16 protein-coding genes are annotated in these 19,965 nt (G+C 59.6%); 2 read left to right on the top strand and 14 right to left on the bottom strand.

The window, feature by feature from the left end; all coding sequences use genetic code 11:
• Positions 1 to 64 precede the first annotated feature (64 nt).
• Complete coding sequence (locus PSH97_RS11690; RefSeq protein WP_305449307.1) at positions 65 to 259, top strand: hypothetical protein; 195 nt, start codon at positions 65 to 67, stop codon at positions 257 to 259.
• 13 nt (positions 260 to 272) lie between these two features.
• On the opposite strand, the gene PSH97_RS11685 is transcribed toward PSH97_RS11690, so the two are convergent.
• Both PSH97_RS11685 and PSH97_RS11680 read right to left on the bottom strand, forming a co-directional pair.
• Positions 273 to 626 (bottom strand): DUF1428 domain-containing protein, encoded by a 354-nt coding sequence (locus PSH97_RS11685; RefSeq protein WP_305421770.1) that lies wholly within the window; start codon positions 624 to 626, stop codon positions 273 to 275.
• Positions 627 to 642: 16 nt separating this feature from the next.
• Positions 643 to 1,788 carry a hypothetical protein gene (locus PSH97_RS11680; protein ID WP_305449306.1) on the bottom strand — a complete coding sequence of 382 codons (1,146 nt, stop codon included), beginning with the start codon at positions 1,786 to 1,788 and terminating at the stop codon, positions 643 to 645.
• A gap of 468 nt (positions 1,789 to 2,256) precedes the next feature.
• On the opposite strand from PSH97_RS11680, the gene PSH97_RS11675 reads away from it, so the two are divergent.
• Positions 2,257 to 2,526, top strand: a complete 270-nt coding sequence (locus tag PSH97_RS11675; RefSeq protein ID WP_305449305.1) for a hypothetical protein — start codon at positions 2,257 to 2,259, stop codon at positions 2,524 to 2,526.
• Between the two features lie 50 nt (positions 2,527 to 2,576).
• Here the strand turns inward: PSH97_RS11675 and PSH97_RS11670 are convergent, their stop codons facing one another.
• The 12 genes from PSH97_RS11670 to PSH97_RS11605 form a co-directional block, all read right to left on the bottom strand.
• A complete protein-coding gene (locus tag PSH97_RS11670) occupies positions 2,577 to 5,777 on the bottom strand; it encodes a glycogen debranching N-terminal domain-containing protein (RefSeq protein ID WP_322791091.1) in 3,201 nt (1,066 codons plus the stop codon).
• Between the two features lie 131 nt (positions 5,778 to 5,908).
• Positions 5,909 to 6,856, bottom strand: a complete 948-nt coding sequence (locus tag PSH97_RS11660) for an NAD-dependent epimerase/dehydratase family protein (RefSeq protein ID WP_305449304.1) — start codon at positions 6,854 to 6,856, stop codon at positions 5,909 to 5,911.
• Between the two features lie 7 nt (positions 6,857 to 6,863).
• Positions 6,864 to 7,979, bottom strand: coding sequence for an HlyD family secretion protein (locus PSH97_RS11655; RefSeq protein WP_305449303.1), 1,116 nt, complete (start codon positions 7,977 to 7,979; stop codon positions 6,864 to 6,866).
• A gap of 6 nt (positions 7,980 to 7,985) precedes the next feature.
• Positions 7,986 to 8,933, bottom strand: a complete 948-nt coding sequence (locus PSH97_RS11650) for a hypothetical protein (RefSeq protein ID WP_305449302.1) — start codon at positions 8,931 to 8,933, stop codon at positions 7,986 to 7,988.
• A 1-nt stretch (position 8,934) separates the two neighbouring features.
• A complete protein-coding gene (locus tag PSH97_RS11645) occupies positions 8,935 to 10,266 on the bottom strand; it encodes a glycosyltransferase family 2 protein (RefSeq protein ID WP_305449301.1) in 1,332 nt (443 codons plus the stop codon).
• 3 nt (positions 10,267 to 10,269) lie between these two features.
• Positions 10,270 to 11,562, bottom strand: coding sequence for a TackOD1 domain-containing metal-binding protein (locus tag PSH97_RS11640; RefSeq protein ID WP_322791090.1), 1,293 nt, complete (start codon positions 11,560 to 11,562; stop codon positions 10,270 to 10,272).
• Between the two features lie 565 nt (positions 11,563 to 12,127).
• Positions 12,128 to 12,850: a DUF2238 domain-containing protein gene (locus tag PSH97_RS11635; RefSeq protein WP_305449299.1), complete on the bottom strand. Its 723-nt coding sequence runs from the start codon at positions 12,848 to 12,850 to the stop codon at positions 12,128 to 12,130.
• A 317-nt stretch (positions 12,851 to 13,167) separates the two neighbouring features.
• The gene (locus PSH97_RS11625) at positions 13,168 to 13,962 is read right to left on the bottom strand and encodes an energy transducer TonB (protein WP_305449298.1); all 795 of its coding nucleotides are present in this window, start codon (positions 13,960 to 13,962) and stop codon (positions 13,168 to 13,170) included.
• Positions 13,959 to 14,405, bottom strand: coding sequence for a protein TolR (tolR, locus tag PSH97_RS11620; RefSeq protein WP_305449297.1), 447 nt, complete (start codon positions 14,403 to 14,405; stop codon positions 13,959 to 13,961). The genes PSH97_RS11625 and tolR overlap by 4 nt, the downstream gene beginning before the upstream one ends.
• A gap of 13 nt (positions 14,406 to 14,418) precedes the next feature.
• Positions 14,419 to 15,129, bottom strand: a complete 711-nt coding sequence (gene tolQ / locus PSH97_RS11615; protein WP_305449296.1) for a protein TolQ — start codon at positions 15,127 to 15,129, stop codon at positions 14,419 to 14,421.
• A 96-nt stretch (positions 15,130 to 15,225) separates the two neighbouring features.
• Positions 15,226 to 17,139, bottom strand: coding sequence for a phytase (locus PSH97_RS11610; RefSeq protein WP_305449295.1), 1,914 nt, complete (start codon positions 17,137 to 17,139; stop codon positions 15,226 to 15,228).
• A 63-nt stretch (positions 17,140 to 17,202) separates the two neighbouring features.
• Positions 17,203 to 19,731, bottom strand: a complete 2,529-nt coding sequence (locus PSH97_RS11605) for a TonB-dependent receptor (protein WP_305449294.1) — start codon at positions 19,729 to 19,731, stop codon at positions 17,203 to 17,205.
• Between the last annotated feature and the right edge of the window lie 234 nt (positions 19,732 to 19,965).

The following is a 19,965-nucleotide window of genomic DNA, read 5'->3' as shown; positions in this document are numbered from 1 at the left end:
GCATTTCTGGCACGTGCCGGCATGCGCGTTATAGTTGAAGCAACCGAATCGACGGGAGGGCGCCATGCGTCAGATCATCAGTAAAGAGCCATGGTGGGCCTTGCCACCGAAGCCCGGTCAGGATGAGTTCGAGCTGGAATGGGGCTGGCTGGTTCACTACAACGAAGGTGAGCCGCGCTTCGAGTTCATCAAGGAGCGACCCTCGGACAGCGAGATTCGTAACCGCAAAAGCTGCAGGACCACCCCGACGCCGGAATGACCCTGCTGCCACTTCAGGCTTTGACGAGCATCTCGAAACCGCCAAATATCGCCCGCTGGCCGTCGAACGGCATCGGATTGACGTCGGGTTGCATCCGCGGATCGCTCATGAGTTTCGCCATGCCGGCGTCACGGGTGGCCTTGTCGGGCCAGACGATCCAGGAAAACACCACGGTTTCGTCTTCCTTGAGTTTTACCGCCATGGGAAACGAGGTCACCTTGCCATCGGGTACGTCATCGCCCCAGCATTCGGCGAGGCTGAGTGCACCGTTTTCCTTGAAGATCGCGGCGGCGGATTGCGCGTGTTGCTTGAATTTTTCGCGGTTGGCGGTGGGTACTGCAGCGACGAAGCCATCGACATAAGCCATGATCGTTCTCCTCGGGTTATGGGGTGATCCGCTGGGTAGTCGAATCAACGTGGCTAAAATCGACAGATCCCGCGTTCTGATCGACCGACGGCTCGACTGGCTGTTCAACCGGCTGTTCAACTGGCTGTCCGACTGAATGTTCAACTGACTGTTCCACTGATTCTTCAACTGGCTGTTCAATGGTGGCGGCCAGGCTGCCCTCGATTTGCCTGGCCATGTACAGCGTTCCGGCCATGACGCCGGTGGCGGGGTTATTCACCAGCTTCACCCACGCCTTGTCGAACGAATTGCCCAGGCTGCTGCGGATCAGCGCTTCGCTATCGGGCCGGTCGTTGGCCTGAATAATCGCGCGCACCCCCGCCACTCCCATGGAAATCAACGCCCCGGCCGCCTTCCCCACCACTGCCGCCACCGCACTGGCCGCTCCTCGGGGGGCCATTTCGGCTTCTATTCGCTTACTGGCACGCTTGGCCACCGGCGCCATGCCGGCGTCCGTCGCAGCAATTCCCTTCTCGCCGCCCGCCGTGTGGATCTTCTCGATCAGCGCCAGGTAGGCCGGTAATTTGCTCAGTTCGGCATGCACCACCTGGTACAGCGAAGCGTCACGGGTGGACGGTGGGCCCAGCGAAATAGCCGGAATTTTCTGGACACGACTGTTGAGCTGCGCCATGGGCACGCCATGACGCTTGGAAATAACTTCGAGTTGCTGACCCATCAGCTGCACATAAAACTCTGTCGCCTGGCCGAGGATCGCGTCGGGATCGATCTCCACCGCCACTGGTTCCAGCACCCGCCGGTGATATTGCTCCAGCAGATAGGCCGCCAGGCGTTTGGCCGAGGCATCCTGTTCGTCCCCGGCGTTGATGGCGTACCAACTGACTTTCATCGACAGCCATTCCTGGGTCCAGTAGCTGCTGAACCACGGAATGAACACTTCTTCGGTTTGCTGATAAACCCGCGTGCGCCAATGCTCCATGGACCCGCGAGCGTAAACCCTGGCCTGTTCGGTGGCCTGCTGGGAAGCGGCGACAATCTCCCGGTCCACCTGCTGCCAAGTGCTCTGGGACACCACCACCGGCACCACGACTACCGGCGCACGCGTGGGCGTGGCGCATCCCGCCAATATCATCAACACAGCGACGATCAGCGAACGCAGGTTCAAGATCGCGGAGTCCTACATTTCTCGCCGAACGAAGTGTCCGACGCTAAAGAGCGTGCTGATTTGAGTATAGGTCGGGCGCGAGTGTGGCGAGGGAGCTTGCTCCCGCTGGGGCGCGGAGCGGCCCTGAAACCTGCCACCGCGGTGGTTCAGATATAACGCAGGCGTCTTTTATTGCGACTGCTTCGCAGCCGAGCGGGAGCAAGCTCCCTCGCCACAATGGATGACCTTGGCCCCTATTTTCTCTGCGCAGATCGCCACCATCATTCACGTCAATATTCACCATCGCCGCGAATGCCTTCCGCAAAAAAAACGTCAGGTGCAGGATTAACCTCATCCCCATTTCAAACCCCGCACGGAGGGGCAAATCATGTTGATCCATCTCCTGACCTGCCTGGCCCTGACGGCCGTCACGCTGACCCTTTTTTCCCGCTTCGTGCTGGATATCGGTCAAACCGAGGAGCCGAAATCATGATTCATTCCGTCAGCCTCGCCGTGAGCTTTCCGGTATTCGGCAGCAACTATTATTCGCAACAGGTCGTCTCGCGCAAAGCGGTCGCGCTGGTGTTCGACAAACACTTCGAAGCCTTGCTGATGCCGGCAGCGGCCAATCACTTCAGTAACGAAGTGGTCGGGCTCAACGATCAATTCCGCTTTTTGAATGACGTGCTGGTCGAGCATCTGCTGGAGACTGAAATGACCCGGAATTCCTCACGATCAGGGCAAGCATTCACCTTCTGACACGCTGGGTGATATTCAGAATACTGATACGAAAGCCCACGCTCATCACCCTAACTGGTGCTCAAGATCCGCACCGGCCCTTGGCGATTGAGAACCTCGATCATCACGTTCTTGCCCGAACGCCTGAGCATCAAATCCACAGATTCAGTACCCAATGCCAGACGCCGCAAGGCGATGGTGTCCAGAAACGCCGGGAGCACCGGTTCGTCGAACAGGATGTTGAGTTTTCTCGGCCTGAAGCTCAGCCCCAGGCACGACTGAATCATCGACAACGGCGCAGCGGCGGCCCAGGCCTGGGGCATGCAGGCAACGGGGTAGAACGTTGGCCCTTGGGTGCGTTGCCGGGCAAAGCCGCAGAACAGTTCGGGCAGGCGCCGCAGATCGATGTAGGTGGACGCGGCGAACAGGCCTTCGAAAATCCGCGCCGCGTCCTGACGAAAACCGTAATGGGCGAAACCGGCAGCAATCAAGGCATTGTCATGGGGCCAGACGGAGCCATTGTGGTAACTCATCGGGTTATAGCGGGCCTGGGAAGACGCGACGGTGCGCACGCCCCAGCCGGAAAAGGATGAACGGTCCATCAGGGCGCTGACGACCGATGCCGCGCGTTCCGGGTAAGCGATGCCCGCAAACAGCGCATGGCCGGCATTGGAGGTGCGGATTCGACAGGGCTTTTTGTTGCCGTCCAGAGCCAATACATAAGTGCCCAGTTCTTCGTCGAAGAAGCGGCTATCGAATTCTTCGCGCAAGCGTTGAGCCTTGTATTTCAAGCGTTGGGCCCGGTCCGGATCACCCAGCCGACGAGCGATTTTTGCGGCACCAGTCCAGGCGCCATACACGTAGGCCTGAACTTCGACAATCGCAATCGGGCCCACGGCCAGTTGCCCATCGGCATGGAAAACCGAATCGTGGCTGTCCTTCCAGCCCTGGTTAATCAGCCCCTCGGCGGACTGCCGGCCATACTCGACAAAACCATCGCCATCCCGGTCGCCGTACTCCTCGATCCAGTTCAGCGCCGCTTCGATATTGGGCCAAAGCTGACGCAGTGTGCCCAAGTCATTGGTGCGCTCCAGATACGCGGCGGCCAGCATGACGAACAGCGGCGTGGAGTCGATGCTGCCGTAGTAACGACGGAACGGCACCTCGCCTAACTCGGCCATTTCTCCCAACCTTATCTCGTGCAGGATTTTACCGGGCTCGGAGTCGGCGTGGGGGTCGACGATGGTTGCCTGGTTGGCGGCCAGATGCCCGAGCACGCCTTTGGCAATGCCGGGATCGAACCACAGCATCTCCCATGCCGTGATCAGCGCATCTCGTCCGAAAACGGTGCTGAACCATGGAATGCCGGCATAGGGATATAGCCCCTCGCGGGTTTTAGTCATGAGCATGTAGAGGTCGGAAACGCTGCGGCTGACCGCCTCGTTGAACACATCGTGGGAGGTCACCACCGAGGCTGCCCGCGAAGAGAATGTGCGTAACTCGCGCCGGGAATCGCGCAATGAAATGAAGAACCCGTGGCGCACCGTAAACGGCGGATTTTGCACGCCGCAGTTGATGTCCATGAACAGCGACTGGCTTTCCCCCGGGGCCAACCGCACCTCGAACAACGCCGAATCGCAGGTCAGGCTGGCCGGCACCGGGGCGAAACGCAGACGGGTCATGCGCCGTTTGTGGTCCAGGCCGGTGTAGGAAAGCACCACCTCTTCATCGGTGATCTCTGCCCGATGCCCCTCTCCGCGTTGCGGGCGCCGGGCACCGCGAACTTCGAACAGGTCTTTGAAGTCGGCCGCGAACTGGATTCTCAATTGCAGATGCTGGGGCGAGTCGTCGAAATTGCGCAGGGTCAGGCGTTCATAGCAGGAACCCTTCCACAAGAACCGTGAGCGGCGCAGATGGATCAAATCGTGGTGCAGGATTTTTTCACCACTAGCGTCGAACAGATCCGGGTTGGTCAGGTCGCAGGTGAGCATCGCATTGTCATCACGCAGCGTGGAACTGAGCAACAGCGGCCGCGCGCCGTTAAGCGTCAGGTAGAGCCCGGAAAGGTGTCGGGTATCGGTATGGAAAATCCCTTGCGGGCTGTCGTCTGCAAACAACACGTCACCATTGGGATCGAACACGGCGAAGGTGTCGTTGTTTTTCAGGTTACGCAAACGCAACTCTTGCAGCGACGCGGTGGCCGGAATATCGAAGGGTGTGGAGGGATGGCCATAGGTGTTGCCCGCCGTCAGGTGGCGATACAACTCCAGATAGTTGTTGGTCATGCGTTCGACCGTGAACCGTTCGTCGAACCTGGCCCGCACCTTGCGCCGATCCAGTTCTCCCAACCGCTGCACTGCCGCCACCGCCCCGGCGACGCCATCGACGATGTAACCGGACACACCCTCGTCGATCACTTCCGGCACCGAGCCGTGAGCGAAGGCAATAACCGGTGTGCCGCAGGCCATGGCTTCGATCATGACCAGACCGAACGGTTCGGGCCAGTCGATGGGAAAGATCAAGGCGCGGGCATTGCCCAGCAAGTCTGCCTTTTGGGATTCATCGATCTCGCCGAGAAATTCAACATTCGGATGGCTGGCGATCATCGGTGCGATGACTTCTTCCCAATACACCTGATCAGCCTTGTCGACCTTGGCCGCGATCTTCAATGACAGCCCGGCTTTGGAGGCAATCTCGATGGCCCGGTCGGGGCGTTTTTCGGGAGAAATGCGCCCCAGAAACACCAGGTAATCGCCAATCGGTTCGGGGTTGAAGGCCAGCAGATCTCCCGGAATGCCGTGATAGACATTGCCCACCCAATTGACGTCACCCTTCACCGGGGTGCGTTGCGCCTTGGACACCGAGACCAGCGGCACCTCGGGAAAGTGAGGGTAAAAGGATTGGTAGTCGGCAATGTCCAGACGCCCGTGAAGCGTGGTCACGCTGCGCCCGGCCAAGTGTCGAATCATAGGAAAATGGAAGATATCGACATGAAAATGCATCACATCGAATTGATCCGCCTGCCGCAGGACCTGATCGAGCATCAGAATGTGATGAGCCGCCCCGTCCTTGACGCGTGGATCGAACCGCAGGGCCTGGGGCGCACCTGGTTCCAGGCGTGCCGAGGTTTGCGAATCGCCACTGGCGAAGAGCGTGACATCGTGTCCCTGTCGTACCAACTCTTCGGTCAGGTAAGACACAATCCGCTCAGTGCCACCGTACAAACGGGGCGGACAACGTTCGGTAAGCGGCGCGATCTGAGCGATCCTCATTGAGGAGCCCTCCGTCATGGGGTCGAAGGATAAAGGCCTCCTGCATCTCGGCGTCTGAGGTCCGGCGGCCTTATCCTCGATTGACGGTGCGCCTGCGACAACAGTTCCATCCGGTTATACGCCCCGGGTGCTCACCGGTCACCGCTCTCCAGACTTCTGAGCAAGTGACCCAAACCATCGGCAAAACAGGTCGGCTCGGTGCACCGAAAACGTTCGAGCAAACGCTGGTTATCGGCCCGGGAATGGCGAATGTCACCAGAACGCGGCGCAGCATAATTCAACGCCAGAGGCCGCCCCAGCAGAGTGCTCAATGCGGCCGCCAGCTGGTTGATGCTGGTGGAACGGTTGAAACCGACATTGACCGGTTCGCCGCTCGGCTCCGATTCTTTCACCGCCTGTATCAGCACCTTTACAAGGTCCTCCACGTAAACGAAATCCCGGGTCTGTTCGCCGTCCCCATACACGGTGACGGGCAAGTGTTTCTTGGCTCTTTCGCTGAAAATACTGATGACCCCGGAGTAAGGCGATGAAGGGTCCTGGCGTGGTCCGTAAATGTTGAAGAAGCGCAGAATCACTGGCTCCAGACCATGCTGACGGCGATAAAAATCGAAGAAATGCTCACTGGCCAGTTTGTCCGCGGCATAGGGCGTCAATGGGGCTTTGGGCGTGTCTTCGGTGATGGCCGCGCCCTCGCCGTTGTTGCCATAGATGGCGGCGCTGGAGGCGAACACCACCCTTCTCAGGCCGGTCTGGCGCATGGCTTCGCAGATGTTCAGCGTCCCGATGAAGTTGCTTTGATGGGTGGCGACCGGGTCTTCGACCGAGGCCTGAACCGAGGCGACCGCGGCCAGATGCACCACCGCGCTGCAATCTTTCAGGGCTCGTTCCACCGTCGGCGCGTCCGCGACATCCCCGACTATCAGGCTCAAATGCGCCCGATCCACCGGCAGATTCGCCAGTTTGCCGGTTGACAGATCATCCAGTACCCGTACGCCATAGCCGTTTTCAAGCAAGGCTTCAACCAGGTGCGAACCAATGAAGCCCGCGCCACCCGTCACAAGAATTCGATCAGCAGACATGGCAAATTCACTCTGGAGTAGTGGTTGTAGGTCGATCCATCGCGACGAGCCCCTCGACTTTTTCCATCAACGCCCGGCCGGCACTGAACATCTCTTGCCAATCGGTGGGGAAACGAACATTCAACGGCAGTTGATCGATTCGCCAGCGCGACGGCAGCGGGTCATCGAACCGGGCTGCGACCTGCAAACCCATTTCACTGGCGGCAAACGGGCCGCGCAGCACCGTCGGCGTGCGGCCGGCGCTGTCCACCGCCTGCACGACATGCGCCGCCAACCACTGGCCATCCGGCATGCGCACGCGCAACGGCTGACCGATCGCGGCGTAACTGATATTGAGCGGCTCCAGATAAATCCAAAGCAATGGGTCCTCCAGTCGCTCCAGGCGCATCAACAGCGTGCCGGCACCGACGTTTTCACCTGGAGTCACCAGCACTTCCGCGATCCGGCCGCTCTGTCCTGCCTTGATCGACAATGCGGCGAGACGCGTCTTCAACCACTGCTGCTCGGCGTTCTGCTGAATGATCTCTCGCTCAAGCCCTTGCGGGGGCTGACGCGCCAGTTGCTCGCGGCGTTCAAACGCCAACAAGTCCGCTCGAAACCCGTCGAGCTCCGACTGCGCTGCCAGCACCTCGCCGCGAGCCGCCGCGCCTCGGTCAGCCAGGTACTCCAATTCCTTGATCTTTTGTTCCGCCCTGCCGATTCGGGTCTTGAGCAACTGACGCTCGCGGCCACCCAATTGGGCAGTGCCGGTGCCTGTGCCCGTCGCCTTGGTCGGCATGGCGGCCAGTTGCGCCAGCCGGGCCCGCCATTCCGGGTTGTCCAGCGTGACTAGCATCTGATCGGCCTGGACTTGCTCGCCCGCCTTTGCAAACAGCTGATCGACCCGGCCGGCATCGCGTGCGCGCACCTCGTAAATCGGCAAGCGCAATTGCGCCGGTGCATCGATCATCAGCATGCTGTAAGCCAGTTTTCCACCCAGCCAGATCAGTGGGCTGGCGACCAGCAACAGAATCAAATACCAGCGTGCGCGAAAGGCCATGCGCTTGCCCGGTGCGTACAGCACGCTCAAACCCTGCTCCTGGGTGGGGTTCAATTCTTTGCGACTATCGAAACGAATTTTCATGACGGCTCACCGTTTTGGGAAGTCTCGCCAGGCCTGCCAGTCAATACCGGCAACCCCCCGCGGTTGCAATTGTTCGCGCCAGGCGCTGGCCTGATGTTTCAACTGTTCAGTCGATGCGCCCGCCCAGCTTTCCGTGGCTGGCAATTCGGGTTCTGTGCTTTGGGCCAAACGAAATTGCAGCGCCGGCCAGCGCTGGGCGATTTGCTCCGTCATGCGTGCGCTGTTTTTCGGGTTGCGGGTGTAGATCATCAGGCTGACCTGATGCACGCCGGCCTCGGGAAGTGCGCAAGGCACACAGGTTTGCCCGGGTTTCGGTTCAGCGAACCAGCGATGATGGCTGGATATCTCCACCGGCCATGGGCTCTCGCTGGACGCCATGCGTAAGGTGTCGAGCCAGTTTTTCAGGCGCTGATCGGGGACGGGCATGCCCAGTTGTTCGACCTCAAGGTCCAGATGCAAGCTGCTGAATGCAAGCCCCTTCAACTTCTTCAATAAATCGCTGAGCTGGTGACGGTCCGTCGGCTCGATCCAGCTCGAATCGCCGAGCAACAGACTCACTTGCAGATCCTCGCGGGCCGCGTCCTCAAGCAGTTGTTCGAGCTGTCGGCGGGTCGTGATCAAGTCATTGACCTGTGCAGCCTTGAGGCCGAGGTAGATCTTCTCCATCCCGGCCTTGCGCAGGGCCTGAAGCTCTGCCTCGCGCCGATCGGGATCGAGCAACGCTTCGCTGTCCCAGACATAACTGGCCTGGGACCATTTGCCCGAGTTTGTCCCCGCCCCTGCCCCTGACTTCGGCGCTGCCGTGGACGCCAACAAGAAATGCGGTTGCGCAAGTTCAGGTGCTCCCGACGCAGAGGCTTGCTGCTTATTGATCAAGTCCTGAAGGGGCAGCGGTTGTGCGACGAGCGCCGCTGGGGGCAGCGACAGGGTCAAGGCTAGAAGTACTGATCGCATATCAAAACCTCGTGGCTCGTTTAAGAACCCACCACGGCGCCATCGAGGTCTCTTCATGGCCTCGACGAAACATCTCGTTGAGCATGGCCACTGCGCTCCAGCACCGAATGAGCAGCATGAACAGAGGGAAGACAGGCACCAACAACCCCAGGGTCACGTCCTGTCGAGGTCGGTCGGACACCATCGACAACATGGCGCCAAACAGCAGCAGGGTGATCATCAGGTACAGCAGGTAGATCAGCGCAAACAGAAACAACAGCGTCTTGCCCGGCAGAATGAAGAGCGCCAGCAGGGTGTAGATGAAGATGATGAACGGCAGCACCAACTGGAAAAAGAAGCCACTGAGCAGGATCATCAGGAAGGTTGGCCAGCCCAGTAAATCCGGGTTGATGTTGTGGTTGTGCTTTCTGACGTACAGAAAAAACAGGTCACCGTCCCAGCGCAAACGCTGCATCAGAAACTGGCTGAGGGTCGCGGGTGCATCGGTGTGCCCTATAGCTTCCGGCTCGAACGGAATCCTCAAATCTCCATGTCGTTTGAAGTAACTTTTGATGCGCAGCGTCAGGTCCAGATCTTCCGCGGTGTGGGTGTTCCAGCCACCGATTTTCACCAGGAAACTGCGGCGAAAAGCGCCAAAGGCACCCGAGACGTTATTCACCAGGTTCCATTCGGCCAGACCGATTTTCGACATGTGAATCGACAACACGTATTCCAGCGCTTGCATCGCCGTGACCCAGGAGCCCCAGACATTGCGCACCCGCAGGCTGCCAGCGACCGCAGGCACCGAAGGGTCTTCGAAATTGCGCACGATGGCGCTGACCATGTTGTTGTCGAAGGACGTATCACCGTCGAGCGCCATGACGATTTCGCCGCTGGCATGGGACAGGCCGGCGTTCAATGACGACACCCGTCCGCCCCGCTGCCATTTGGCGATCGGGCGCAAATGGCGCCGGGGGTACAACAGCGGGTCCACGTTAAAACGGCGAACGGCGCTGAGCGTCGGTTGATTCACCGTGGCGCCGTCCACCACCGGAATCATCTCGATGTGGCCGGGGTATGTCTGCTCGCACAGGCTCAACAGCGTTGCCTGGACATCCATTCCTTCGCTGTAGCAGGTGATGATGCAAGAGACTTTTGGCCGATAGAGACTGGTCTTCGGCACGCTGCTGCGCCGACGGGCAAACCAGCGCAATACGCCGAGCAGCACCATGATCGTCAGCGGCAATTCAAACACCAGAAACAACGGAAAGAGCATGTAGAACAATCGGCTCAAACCGTCCGTCCCCATGATCGCACTGAGCATGCTGTAGAGTTGCTCCATCAACGGGCTCATGGCTTAAATCAACTCACTGGCAAGACGGGCCAGCAACAGCTCACCGTCTTCTTTCTCGAGCAAATCCCCGGGGGCCGTGAAACTTACGACACGCAGGGAAATGTCACTGACCTCCGGCGCGGAAAACAATTCGGCGACCTGGCTCAAGCGCTGGGCGACGAACTCCAGCCCTTTGCCATCCGTGTGCGGCAGCATGATCCAGAAGAACTCTTCGGTGCTTCGCGAGCAGCGATCGGTTTCCCTGACGGATTCCTTCAGCCGATCCGTCAGGCTATCGATGAAGGCATGCCCGCGGTGCTCACCAAGACGCGCCAGCGTACCGGCCAGGTTGACGAAGCGCAGGCCGATCAACGAGAACGCCGGCTGCTTGTAACGACGCACCACCTGAAGCTGCCAGGTCAAAAGCTCGAAAAAATCCTTGCCGCCCAATAAATTGAGGCGGCCGAAATGGTCGATCGATCGATCGTTGAAATCCTGGCGACAACGAAACCGCCCCGCTTCCGTCAGATGAAAGTCTCGAACTTCGCGTATGCGCAGCTTGTCGGGCGCGTGTGACAAACCGCAATCCAGGCAACGCGCCTGCACATCGGCGTCGACAAAAAACGCCTGGCATGAGCGGCAGCGGTAGTTTTCCAAAGGGCGATCGTAGTCACTGCCAATGTGCCGCAAACGGTTCAGACAGTTGGGGCAGAGCAACACGCCATCCTTGAGAAACGACTCCTGATGGCCCACGTGACCACAGGTGAAGCAGTGCAATGAAGGTTGCCGTGAAATGTCCATCGCCTGGCATTCGGCGCACACATCAATGTAATTGAGGCGCCCCGAGCCACAGTCCGAACACAGACGTACCCGATCGACCAGCACGCCCTCTTCCAGCCAGTCGTGCTGCACCATCAGACTGAGCCAGACAAACGGGTTGACCTGCTCGGCATCCGCCAGTGCTTCGAGCAGCGGATAGCGATAATGCTGGGGGACTTCGGGGTCGCGCAGGGCATACACATGAGCGTCGGCGCGTAACCACAGCCACGACAGCACCCGACCTTCAAACCGCTCGGGTGCAGAACCCTGCCGGAACAGGTTGAAGCGTTCTCGCCAGATCTCCCAGAGCATTTTTATTTCGCTGGTTTCGGCGGGGCACGTGCCATCGCCCAGCGCTTCACACCAGCTGTCCTGGTCTCGACAGCAATAAACGAGCTGGTAGCGATACGCTGGAGTCGAGCGCAATTTGCGCAACACTCGCCCGGCATAAGCCGCTGGCATATCAAGCAATAGAACATCGAATATGGGTGCAGCCAACAAACTGCTTAGATCCGAAAAGTGTTCAATCTCTGGAATATTAGAACTGGAAACTTTATGACCGAAAACTGCAATACGAGGATTTGGAGTCGACATGATGCACTCCCCCTAAGAAGCAACCAAGTGTGATCCAACACAAGACTACCAACACTAGCACCCCGCCAGAAAAATGCCCGACTAATTATCTAGTTATTTTTTGACACTAGCGCCGCCAAAATATTGCCACCAAACATCATGACTCGCCATTATTGATAACATTAAACACTAAGCAAATAACCATAATAAAACCCTTATAATTCAATAATTTATTATTGTAGCAAGCTAAACAACAAGGTAATTTGTATGAACATACAGCACAATTCAACCTCGCCTTAATGCGTCTTGTTACCAGATAAAAGCACCTGCCATATTGCAGGCACATTGCAATGACATTGATACTACCCAGGATCAAATAAGTTCAACGCTATTCGTCGGCAAAACAACTACTGCGCGTACATTCCAAGTGTTACATCAACTTTACATTAGCGGCTTATCGACATCATTCAATTAGAACACTCTATAAATTTTATGAATTTTCTTCGGAGACATTTAATTGAACATTTCGATAAAACAACCGGCGCCGGAACCACACAACCCATAGCGTGAAGAACGCACCTCCCACCGCCAGCGCCATGTCGGCCTGAGAGTCCCATGGGTCATTTTGTGCAGCGACAAATGCCTTGGCGGTGTCTTTTCCCAGGAATTGCCCACCTATCCATTCCACGATTTCATAGACAGCCGAGGTCGACAGAATGATATTCAGCGCGACAAATCCAACCCAGAAACCCCGCAGCGGCGTGATTCGCGCAAGCACTTCCCGAATCGGATAGACCATCAAGAGTCCATAGGTCAGATGGACCAGCCGATCATAATGATTGCGTTCAAACCCAAGGGTTTTGTTGAGGCTGACTCCGGTCAAGGCCGAGCACCAGCGGTCGTAGGGCACCAGCGCGTAGGTGTAGTGCGAACCTAGTTCATGGATACAGAGAAACACGAACACCAGGCTGATAGAGACGGCAGACAGACGGAACCGTCGGTAAACGCCCACCAGGACCATCACCAGCAGCAGGGCCAGCAGATTTTCAAGAACCCAATCCACTCGGCTATGGGGGGAAATACCCAGCGCTGTGACGATCAAAAGAAACACGATCAACAGCACCAGGTCGTATCGCGGGTGCTCCTGGGGCGTCATGACCGACAGAGGTCTGCTGTGGGTAATCAGGTCTTTTGCGCCTATCGACTTGCTCATTGGGCGCCTTCTTCTCGAGGCTTTTAAATTCGAGACGCGGCCGCTTCGCAAGTTCGTTTTTTCTGGGCGGGTATCGAGACCCGATACCCGCCTCCAACGCTTATTGAGGCCGGCGCACTGCCTGGTGAGTAGCAGCATGCGACGCTGCTCGCCTTCCTCGCTGACGGCGAATCGTGGTCGAGTTCGGCGTTGGTGCTTGGCGCCACGCCAGCACCACGACGTCAGGCGCAACGTGTGGCACCAGCGCAAACCCTCGCGGGGTCGCGACGACATCTCACGACCGCATAGCCGCACACCGACCCGCTATGGGGAGCTGCTTACTTGATCCGGTAGTGAAAGGTATTGCGCACGGCCGGCACCGCAACCGCGTGGCCGTCGACGATTCTCGGCTGGTAACGGAAGGTGTTGGCGGCGGCCAGCGACGGACGCATGAATAACGGATGGCAACCGTCCAGCACCTTGGGGTTCTCGATTCTGCCTTGGGGATTGACGGTGTATTCCACAGTGCAATCACCTTCGATGTTTTTATCCAGCGCCCGTTGCGGATAGTCCGGCGCTTCCTTGCTCAGGGGCAGGTATTGGCGGCTGTCGGCAGCCACTTGGGCGGCCTGCTGGCGCGCACGCTCGGCGGCCAGGCGCGATTGTTCGGCGCGTTGTGCCTGCTCTTGGGCCTGGCGTTGTTGCTCGAGGTCATGAGTGCGTTTTTCTGTCTCCTGACGCTGGCGTTGTTGCTCGGCCTGGAGTTCGCGTTTTTTGTCTTCGACGCGTTTGCGCGCAAGAACGGCCTGTTCAAGCTTTTGCGCCTGGATCTGCGGATCGATCGCAGGTTTGACGGGTTGGATGGGCGCCTCGGCAACCGGCTCCGGTGTCGGCGCCGCTACCGGTTCAGGCGCCTGTGGCTGCGGCGCCGGTGGCAACATCACCAATTGCGTCCTCAACACCGCTGGCTGTTCGACCGGAGGTTTCTCCAGCGACCAGCCATGCAGCAGCAACGCCAGCACAATGGCATGCAGCCCTACCGCCAGGCTCGCCGCCAGACTGTTTTTCCAGAACCCACTGCGAGCAGCATCCCGCAACGTCATGGATGAACTGGGCATGATCATCGCCGTCATTGCGGGGCCTCGGTCACCAGCCCGAGGTTGCTCACACCGCCCTGCTGCAATGCCGCCATGGCTGCGACCACACTGCCGTAACCGGCGTCCTTGTCGGCGCGAATGTAAACCTGGGTGTCACGGCGCTCGGCAACGATTTGCGCGACCTTGGCGCGCATCTCCTCGAGCGCCACCGCACTGTCGGTCTGGTGCTGCGTATCCAGTTCACCGCCGAGGTTCCAGTAGTAACCGCCCTCGGCCTTCACCGACAGGGTAAGGATTTGCTGGCGGGTATCGGTGGCCAACGCTTCACTGGCGACCTTGGGCAGTTCGATCTTCACACCCTGAGTCAGCATCGGTGCGGTGACCATGAAAATCACCAGCAGCACCAGCATCACATCGATGTACGGCACCACATTCATTTCGGCCTTGGGCCCGTGCTTGCGTTGCGGTCTGACGAGCATCTGCATTCTCCTCTCAGGCTGCGACGGCCAGGTTCATCGGCGTGCCATGCAAGGTGCGATGCAAGCGCACCTGCAATTCATTGCCGAAGGCGTAGTAGCGAGTCAGCAGGGTTTGGCTGCGCGCCGAAAAACGGTTGTAGGCGATCACTGCCGGGATGGCGGCAAACAGGCCGATGGCCGTGGCGATCAGCGCTTCGGCGATGCCCGGGGCCACGGTGGACAGCGTCGCCTGCTGCACCTGGGACAGGCCGAGGAAGGAATTCATGATCCCCCACACCGTGCCGAACAGGCCGATATAGGGGCTGACGGAACCGACCGTGGCGAGGAACTGCAAGCCCTTCTCCAGGCGGACTTCTTGCTCGCTGATGGCCACGTACAATGCCCGTTCAACGCCTTCGAGCACCACGTCGGCCGCGTTGCCCGAGTGCTGTTTGAGGTGGCTGAACTCCTGAAACCCGGCGTGGAAAATCGGCTCGACCCCGGCTTCGCTATCCGTGCCCTGTGCAGTCTCGCGGTACAGCGGCAACAGGTCCGCAGTGCTGCGAAAGCGCTGCATGAAGTTGTCGAGCTGCCGCTCGCGACGTTGCAGCACGCCGCTGCGCTGGATGATCAGGTACCAGCTGAGCACCGACGCCAGCAACAGGATGAGCATGACAGCTTTGACCAGCAGGCTGGCGTCACTGATCAGGCCCCAGATGGTCATGTGTTCCAGTGTCGCTTGCATGGTGAAACTCCTTGTCTGGCGCTCTCGGGCCGTCGATGCGCGACGGCCGTTGAGCTATTCGATGAAATGGTGATGACAGGTTGATGACTGGCCGAATCAGGGCAATTTCAACGCCTTGGTGACCTCGGCCCAGGGCACGAATTTGAAGTTCTGGGTTTGCTCGGGCATGCGTTTTCGACCGTCCTGCACCACCAGCATGCCGTGGCTCCAGGGCCCGCCGAGGTTGGCCGAGGTGACTTCCAGGCCATCGGTCTCAGAGGCGCCGTCGATACCCGCCGCCGCGTTCAGCCCGACGCGGAATGCGCCGCGAGACGCGAACGGCGGTTCGGCATCGAGCACCACATAGCTGTCGTTGCCCTGGCTGGAGATCACCAAATAGTCCTGCGTCGCGCTTTGATAGAGCGCCAGCCCTTCCACATCCGCCTGCAATTGCGCACCGACCTTGATCACGCTGCTGAGCGTCGCCGGCTGATCGGCGCGGGCGTCCACGGCCCAGACGCCGACGTCCTCTTCACCGAGAAACAAGCGCTGGCGCTGGTCGTCGGCAACACAGCCTTCGGGCTGGCTGTCGACCTTGAACTGGCGCACCAACTCGCCCTGTACGCTGCCGTTCGGCGCGTTCAGGCGGTATTGCAGGAAGGTGCCGTCCTTGCCGTTGGCGATCGCATAGATTTCGCCGCTGGCCGGTTGAAACAGGCAGATGCCGTAGATGTCCTTGAGCGGCGTGGGAATCTCGCCGGCTTCGCGCAGTTCGCCGCTGGTGCGGTCGATGCTGAACAGGCTGAGGCTGTTGTGATCGCGATTGCTCGCCACCGCGAGGTCGACGGTCTGCTGGCCGAGCTTGAAATTCGGCCGTATATCGACGTTGTTCAGCCGCCCCACCGGCAACTCCTGCAACAGCTTGCCTTGCAGGTCATACGCCATCAGCCCCTGCTTTTTATTGGTGCCCAGCACCCGACTCAGGGCGGGTTGCTGCGGATGAATCCAGATCGCCGGATCATCCGCGGCATCGCCCTGGCGCCCGACCGGGTCGCTTTGGCTGATTGCTTTTACGTTCGCCAGCACCGGCGCCAAGGGCACCGGCGTGGCTTGCCAGTCGAGTTCGCCCTGATACAGGCGGCCGTCATCATCGTCGCGCAGCAGTACTTGCAAGCCTTTGGCCGTCGGGCGCAGGGCAAGGTTTTCCGGCTCCTTCATACCTGGCAACGCCAAAGTAGCCTGCGCCGCCCAGCGTTCGCCCTGCTGCTGATAAAGATGCAACTGCGCGGCTTTCGGATCGAGTGCGACGATGCCACCCGGCACCAGGGCCATTGCACCCGCGGCCTGTTTGATCTCGCCGAACGGTTCGCGCATGGCCACCGGTGTGCGCGTTACATCGGCTTCGGCATGCGCCGGGTAGGCCCACCAACCGACGTTCTCCTCATTGACCACCAATTGATTGGCGCCATCGTCGACCTGACAGAACTGGGCCGACGGCGGCAGCGGCAGACCGCGCACCCGTTGCGGTTGCGGATTCAAAGTGGCGCCGTTGCCCACCAGCCATTGCTCACCCTTGCCCTCCTCGCCCACCAGAAACAGGAACAGGTTGCTGGCTTCGTCGCGGTACAGGCACAAGCCGTTCACCGGGTAATCCCGCGTCGGCAGATACACCGGTTGCCCCCAACTGCGCTTGGCCGGATCGAGGCTGACCAGCAGCGCTTGTTGACGGGCGTTGTCGAGGCTGGCCACCAAGACGTGTTGGCCGGCGGCGCGGCTGTCCAGGCTGCTGAACGAACCTTTCAGCCGCGCCAGCTCTTTGCCTTGCACGTCGAGCAGCAGCAAGCCGTCACGCTCGCTGGCGGCCAGGCGTTCGGGGCCCAGGTCGACGGGCAAGAGCGCGATCGCGTCGACTACCAGGTTCGGCGCCCAGGGTGTGAGGCTCAGGTTCGGCGCGGCCGCCATGGCCTGGCCGATGGTCAAGCTGATCAGGGCGGTCAGCAGACCGTGTTTGGGTAACCACGAAATACTCATGAACAGGCAAAGTCCTTGTCGTGCATCCATCATGGCGGCAGCACCGGGCTGCCGCCCCGGGGCTTAAAAGTGGGTGAAGGTCAGGCCGAGCTTGTAGGTCGGGCCGTATTCTTCGTACTGGCCGTTGTAGGAACGGCTGCCGGTGTAGACGAAGTACGGCTCGTCGGTGAGGTTCTGCGCCTCGAAGCTGACTTGCAGGTTTTTGGTCAGCGAATACCGCGCACTGAAATCGACGAAAGTCTGGGCATCGACGTGCAGGTCATGGGCCTTGTCGTTGATCGAGGCCAGCTCAAAGAGGTAATCGGACTTGTAGTTGGCCGACAGACGCAGGCTCAGCTTGTCGTCTTCCCAACCGAGCATCAGGTTGCCGACGGTGTCCGACTGATTGGGCAAATCGATGCTGCGCTTGCGGTTGATACCACTGGCGGCGTCGAATCCTTCGATCTCGGCATCGGAACGGCTGAAGGTGGTGTTGGCGCCCAGCAGCAGGCCATTCCAGGGCGCCGGCAGCCAGTCGAATTTCTGCGAGTAGGCCAGTTCCAGGCCATAGAGTTTGGCGCTGTCGCCGTTGGCAAACGTATGGGCCTCGGAGAAATCGGCCCAGGCGCCGGTGCCCGCCAGGTCAGTGTTGTAGACGAAGTTCTTGATGTCTTTGTAGAACACGAACGCCGAGACCGTGCCGGCGTGGCCCATGTAATGCTCGATGCCCAGGTCGAGGTTGCTGGATTCCAGCGGCTTGAGGTCCGGGTTACCGAAGCTCGCTTCGTCATCATCGATGACAAAACCCGGCGCCAATTGGCCGAACGTCGGGCGCACCACGGACTTGGTCCAGGCCGCGCGCACCTGAGTGTTCTTGTCCAGTTGATAGCGCGCATGCAGGCCCGGCAACCAGTGGTGATAACGACGTTTGGTCTCGGTCGACTGGAACTCGCCATCGGTGGCGCCGGTGCCCTTGGCTTCGAACTCGGTGCCTTCGTAGCGCAGGCCGGCAATGAAACGCCAGTCATCGATATCGATGGTGTTCATCAGGTAGCCGGCGTTGATGTCTTCGCTGATCTTGAAGTCGTTGACCCGCGATTCGGTCTCGTCATAGAAGTCCGCCTGATTCAGGCCACCGATCAACTGCTTGATGGCGCTGCCGCTGATGCCCGGGCCGAACTGGCCAAGGCGATAATCCACGGTGCCTTTCTGGAATCGGCTGAGGTTGAGCTGCTCGTCGCTGAAACCCAGATCGTCGAAATCTTCATAGACCCAGGCGTCGAGGTTGTTGTCTTTGTTGCGGCGGCTGACCTTGCCGCCGAATTTGACCTGGGACGCATAGCCGCTGAGGTCGTAGTCGCGGGCCAGGTCCAGGCGCAGGTTTTTCTCGGTGTCGGTGGTTTTCTGTTTTTCCCAGTCGACCTTGTCGAGGCTGAAGTTGTCCGGGTTGTAGAAGCTCTGACCGATGATGGGTCGCGGCTTGTCGTTGTCGTAGAAACCGCTGCCGGCGAAGTCGTCGGTGCCATTGAACGCGGCGTTGGCGATGTGGCCCGGGCTGTCTTCACTGGAGCGGCTGTAGCCGGCCTGGCCGCTGAGGGTCCAGAGGCCGAACATACGCTCGCCGCCCAATACGTAGGACTGGATTTCCTGGGTCTCTTCCCGTTGTTTGAGTTTGCGTGAGCCTTCGGCGTCGCCCAACTCCCCCGCCGCCAGCGGGTCGGCGAATTCGAGGCTGGTGGAATTGCGCGTCTCGCTGTCCTTGTAGCGGCTGTACAGGGTGCGCAGGTAATAGCTGCTGAGGTCGTCGGGTTTGTAATCGAAGTTCAGGCCGCCACCGGCGCGCTCACGGCTGATGTCGTAGTCGCGTTGCTCGAACTCCTGCAATTTGGCGCCTTGCTCGAAGTCCCAGGCGCCGCCGGTTTCGACGTTGTCCGCCCCAAAGTCGCGCTTCTGCCAGCTCAGCGCCGCAGCGACGCCGAAGTTATCGATGCCGTCGCCAAGGCTGAAGCGATCACTGATGGCGCCGGAAAATTTCGGGCTGGTCTGGTGGGTATTCTTGTCGTAACTGGCTTCGCTGCTGCCGGTGTAGAACAGCCCTTTGTGGTCGAAGGCCGAGAGGCTTTTCACATCCACGGTGCCGCCCAGGGAGTTGGCGTCCATGTCCGGGGTCAGGGTTTTGATCACCGACAAGGATTGCACCAACTCCGAGGGCAACACATCGAGGGCCACGGCCCGGCGTTCGCTTTCCGGCGATGGCACCAATGTGCCGTTGATGGTCACACTGTTCAGATCCGGACCGAGGCCGCGCACGCTGACAAACCGCCCTTCGCCCTGGTCGCGCTCGACGCTGACGCCCGGCAGGCGCTGTACCGCTTCGGCAACGTTTTCGTCCGGCAACTGCGCCACGCCGTCGGCATGCACCACGCTCTTGATGCTGTCGGAACTGCGCTGCTCCTTGAGCGCCTGATCAATGCTCGCCGCCTGGCCCACCACTTCGACGTGTTCGGTGTTCGCCACGTTTTCGGCGGCGCTCAGGCGCTCACTGGCGATCGCCATGGCCAGGGCGGTGAGCGTGAAGCCGACGACTCCGGCGGTGCTGTTGCGCTTGTACATGAATGTCCTCCCCCAAGAGTCCGTTAACGCCAGGCAAGAGGCCCGGCAACTGGGAGGGCACGCTAGGGATGGGGGATGACGGTTCTGTGACAGGGGTTGGCGGGAGGTGCGGTAAACCGGGGTTTTGCGGGGTTTCGGGGCGAGAAGTGAGCTTAAATGACTTCTCAGCCAAGCCATTTCAGCTGCGCAGCACTGTTGTAGCAGCTGTCGAGCCTGCGAGGCGGCGTTCGGCTG

Origin of the sequence: Pseudomonas cucumis (genome assembly GCF_030687935.1) — a bacterium.
In the GTDB taxonomy this organism is placed as follows: domain Bacteria; phylum Pseudomonadota; class Gammaproteobacteria; order Pseudomonadales; family Pseudomonadaceae; genus Aquipseudomonas; species Aquipseudomonas cucumis.
The sequence above is the reverse complement of the archived record's forward strand: the minus strand, read 5'-3'. Positions and strand labels throughout refer to the sequence as shown.